A 4,239-nucleotide genomic window follows, 5' to 3' on the forward strand; every position below is an offset into this window, starting at 1 on the left:
CCGCACACTTTCCGCTCGGTTGGCCACCCAAACCCCCCAACAACAGCTTGACACCCTCACCGCGATGGTCACCTCCACCACTGCTGCCGTGTTGGCCCACCCCGACCCGGCCGCCCTCGATCCCGACTGCCACTTCAAAGACCTCGGCATCGACTCACTGACCGCCCTAGAACTACGCAACACCCTCAACCAACACACCGGCCTCACCCTGCCCGCGGCCGTGGCCCTCAACCACGCCAGCCCCGCCGCGCTCGCCACCCACCTAGCCGACCTACTAACCGACACCGCTGCGCCTGCGGTCCCACCGGCTCCGGTCAGCACGGGCGGCGATGAGCCGGTGGACAATAGGCTCGCATACCTGGATCAAGCGGCATTGGGCGCGCCGCGAGCGGTTCACGTGACTGAACGTGCCGTTGCACGGGCGGACAACCGGCTCTCATTCACCGACCAGTTCATGTTTCTCGCGTGGCGTGCCACTGATCAAGAAATAGTCGACCAGATCATGTGGGTTTATGAGCACCCTGTCGACTTCGACGGACTAAGGCGCTTTCACCGTAATCTCCATTACGGGTTGATGGGACGGCTGATCGAGCGTTCGCCGCTGCCGTTCGGCCGGCATCGCTGGATCTCAGCCGAGGGTCCATTGTCGGACATCGATATCGCTGAGCGCGCCCGTCCGCGCGCCGAGCTCGGCGACTGGGCGGATGAACGCGCACAACTGCCTATAGATCCGGAATGGGGGCCCGGTTGGCATATGGGAGTACTTCCGCTTACGGACGGTTCGACTGCCGTCAGCCTGGTGGCTTCGCACGCTCTGATCGACGGTGTCGGGGGAATGCTGGCGATTACCGAAGCGGTCCAGGGCAATGTGCGCGATTTTGGTTACCCACCTGCAAGTTCGCGTACGCGACGGCGCGCGATGGCTTCCGATGCACGCGAAACTCTGCAAGGCGCACCCGAGGTTGCCCGCGCGCTCGCCGCGGCGGCAAAACTGGTGTTTCGTCGCCGGCATGATTTTGCCCGAGCGACGGCATCGCAACGCACCGCGATCCTTGAAAACGACGCCGATTGCTATGTCGTTTTGCCGAATGTCACGATCTCCATCGATCTTGGCCAGTGGGATGCCCGCGCGGATGCTCTTGGCGGAAACAGTTATTCGCTGATGGCCGGGATAGCCGCGAAACTCGGCGAACGTATGGGACGCCGCCGTGCCGAGGATGGCGCCGTCACCCTGACCATCCCGGTCAGCGAACGCACCCTGGATGATACGCGGGCGAACGCCGTAACTCTTACGAATGTCAGTGTTGACCCAACGCAGGTAACCGCGGATTTGTCCGGCATCCGGGTGGCGCTCGCACAAGCGTGGTGGGCGTCGCGGGAGGTGCCCGACGAGGCATTGCAGCTCTTACCGCTGGCCCCGTTTATACCCAAGCGGGCGGTGAAGGGAATGGCCGATGCGCTGCTCGGCTTCGGCGCCGATCTTCCAGTGTCCTGTTCCAATCTAGGCGACCTCCCCCCGGAGATCGGCCGTCCTGATGGCACTGACGCCGACTTCGTGATGATACGAGGGATAGACCGACACAACACGCGACAGGCCCTGGAGCAAAGATCCGGCCTACTCGCAATGACGGGTGGACGCATCTTTGGCAAGATGTCGATCAGCATCGTCGCCTATCAGCCCGGCGGACAAAACACGAAGCCCCACCTGCGGGAGCTGGCCGCGCGCACGCTGGCAGAGTTCGATCTGCCCGGCCGGATCGACTAGCAGGCGAAAACTTGATCCGTGTCTTTGGAGGTTGACATATCGATACAGACGCGTCCGGTACGCGCTCGCTTCCGAGGGCGTGCGTCGGAACGCGACGCACGGCTTGATAATCGCCTTGCGTTCCACTTTTCTTTCGTTGCGTGCCACCGGCCGGGCGCAACTCATGCAGGCCGTATGGGTTTATGAGCACCCGATCGACTTCGACGGGCTGAGGCGTTTGCACCGCAATCCCCCGTTATGGGGTGGGTCAACGGCGAATCGAGCGTTCACCGCTACCGTTCGGGCGGCATCGGTGGGTCTTATCTGATCAGCCGCCGCCGGACATCGATATCGCCGAGTGCGCCCGTACGCGCGCTGAGGTAGGCGATTGGGCCGATGAGCGCGCAAAACTGCCGATCGATCCCGAATGGGGGCCCGGCTGGCGTTCTGGGAGTTCAACCCTTGACGGACGGTTCGACTGGGGTCAGCCTGGTGGCTTCGCACTGTTTAGTCGACGGCCTCGGTGGCTTTGCCGGTGTCGCCGATGCGGTCAACGGCAACCTACGCGATCTTGGTTACCCCCCGCCGCGTTCGCGCACCCGACTGCGCGCCGCGGCTTCCGATGCGCGTGAAACCTTGCAGGGTGCACCTGAGGTTGCCCGGGCGCTGCGTGGGGCGGCAAAACTGTTGTGGAATCGCCGGCATGATATTGCCCGACCGGCCACAGCGCGACCCGCCGCGATCGTTGGAGAAGGCGCCGATCGCACTGTTGTGGTGCCGGGTATCACGGTCTACGTCGATCTTGACGATTGGGATGCCCGCGCGAATTCTCTTGGCGGAAACGGTCACTCGCTGCTCGCCGGCTTCGCCGCGAAACTCGGCGAACGCTTGGGGCGAAGGCGCACCGACGACGGCACCGTCACCCTGCTTGCCCCCATCAGCGACCGCACCGAGGCCGACACCCGTGCGATCGCAATGTCGTATGTGCGCGTCGGCATCGACCCGACGCAGGTAACTACAGATTTGTCGGGCGTCCGAGACGCGTTCAAGCACGGGGTGCAGTCGGCGCGGGAGGCGCCCAATCAAACTGGGAACCTGCTTGCGCTGACGCCGTTCATACCGAAGCGGGTGGTCAAACTGGCGGCCGATCTGTTGTTCGGCTTCGGTGATTCCGCCGTAGTCTGTTCCAATCTCGGCGATGTGGACCCCGCGGTAGCCCGTCCCGATGGCACCGACGCCGAACACGTCATGCTGCGAGGGGTGGACCAAAACGTAACGCGTCAGTACATCGAGAGCGTGGGCGGCCAACTTGTCGTCAACGGTGCTCGTATCGTCGGCAAGATGTCCATTAGCGTTATTGGCTACCAGCGCGGGGGGGGAATAACTCGAAGCCCCATCTCCGTGAGCTGGTAGCGAACACACTGAAAGAGTTCGGCCTGAGCGGCATCCTCGAGTAGTGGTCACGCCGACAACTGGGCTTTGCATTTAGATTAGGGGTTACCGATCATCTCAGACGCGTTGGCGAGCGGCATCCTCTAGGAGATCGGCGGCCCGGGTCACGCTGGCCTCGGTTTTGGTCATCTGGGTCGCGATTTCACGGGCCCGGGCGACGTACTCTACTCCGGCGCGAGAATGGTGCGCAGGCCTCTTATGTCTGTATTTAGGTTGCTATCACTGGTTGAAGCTTCAAATGCAAGCTTCGCACAAAGACTATTCGTCGAATTTCAGTCCGAGCCGCATACAAGCGCGCGCCATCGAACTGAGACTCACCGACCACCACGTCGAAGCCAACCGATACATCGTGGCTGTTCTGAGCAAGCGTAGCGGGTTAGCTCGACATATGTGGAAAAATCGGCTCGACGTACCAAAATTTGCGGGCCCTTGCGCGACGCCGAGCCCGCCAACCCAGCTACCCTCACTCCTGCTAGCGCCCGAACCTCGGGTGCCTTTGTATTTGTCAAGCCGCCGTTGCGGATTGATCGGCGAGCTTGTCATTGTGATGGCGTTCGTCGGGGATCGTGGCCCGCCGTAGCCAAACCACGCGAAAAATCGACGTTAACAGTTGATCTCTGCAATCAGATCGAATTCGGCGAAGGTACGCGATACGATTTCCTGCAACTCGTTTTTAGTATTTGGCCGGCCGGCAAGATATCCATTGATCCTGATAAAGACTTTCCCGCTGGCCCGCCCCGAGGCCAAAAACAGTTGTCCGCCCATGGCCTCGAGTATGCTTTTATTCATATCGGGCTCGAGGTTTCTCATGTTCACATAGTCGGCATCGGTGCCGTCGGGCCGGTTCGTTCCTGGGGGCAGGTCACCGAGATTGGAGCAAGTGACCCTAAGGCCGGTACCACCCGCCACCATCCCTGCTAGACGGTATGGGGGGCTGGGGCCTCCGCTCACATGTGAACGTGGGTTGCCGACAGGGTGGTCCTGGCCGGTAGAGCCACAAGATGTGGGAGGCCCCAGTGAGGAATTATCGTACGAGCCAATCT

At 61.8% G+C, this 4,239-nt stretch carries 3 protein-coding genes and 2 pseudogenes; 3 read left to right on the forward strand and 2 right to left on the reverse strand.

Annotated elements, in window-relative coordinates; all coding sequences use genetic code 11:
• Positions 1–64: 64 nt before the first annotated feature.
• The 3 genes and pseudogenes from ACLP9N_RS02230 to ACLP9N_RS02240 all read left to right on the forward strand — a co-directional run.
• Positions 65–253 (forward strand): annotated as a pseudogene (locus ACLP9N_RS02230) (acyl carrier protein); the annotation flags it as partial.
• Between the two features lie 144 nt (positions 254–397).
• On the forward strand, positions 398–1,765 hold the full coding sequence (locus ACLP9N_RS02235) for a hypothetical protein (protein ID WP_442405867.1): 1,368 nt from the start codon (positions 398–400) through the stop codon (positions 1,763–1,765).
• 441 nt (positions 1,766–2,206) lie between these two features.
• Positions 2,207–3,157 (forward strand): hypothetical protein, encoded by a 951-nt coding sequence (locus ACLP9N_RS02240; protein WP_442405865.1) that lies wholly within the window; start codon positions 2,207–2,209, stop codon positions 3,155–3,157.
• Between the two features lie 96 nt (positions 3,158–3,253).
• Here ACLP9N_RS02240 and ACLP9N_RS02245 read toward each other — a convergent pair.
• A pseudogene (locus ACLP9N_RS02245) lies at positions 3,254–3,361 on the reverse strand (hypothetical protein); the annotation flags it as partial.
• 438 nt (positions 3,362–3,799) lie between these two features.
• Positions 3,800–4,105 carry a hypothetical protein gene (locus tag ACLP9N_RS02250; protein WP_442405866.1) on the reverse strand — a complete coding sequence of 102 codons (306 nt, stop codon included), beginning with the start codon at positions 4,103–4,105 and terminating at the stop codon, positions 3,800–3,802.
• Positions 4,106–4,239: the final 134 nt, after the last annotated feature.

Source organism: Mycobacterium sp. (genome assembly GCF_052144515.1).
Taxonomy (GTDB): Bacteria; Actinomycetota; Actinomycetes; order Mycobacteriales; family Mycobacteriaceae; genus Mycobacterium.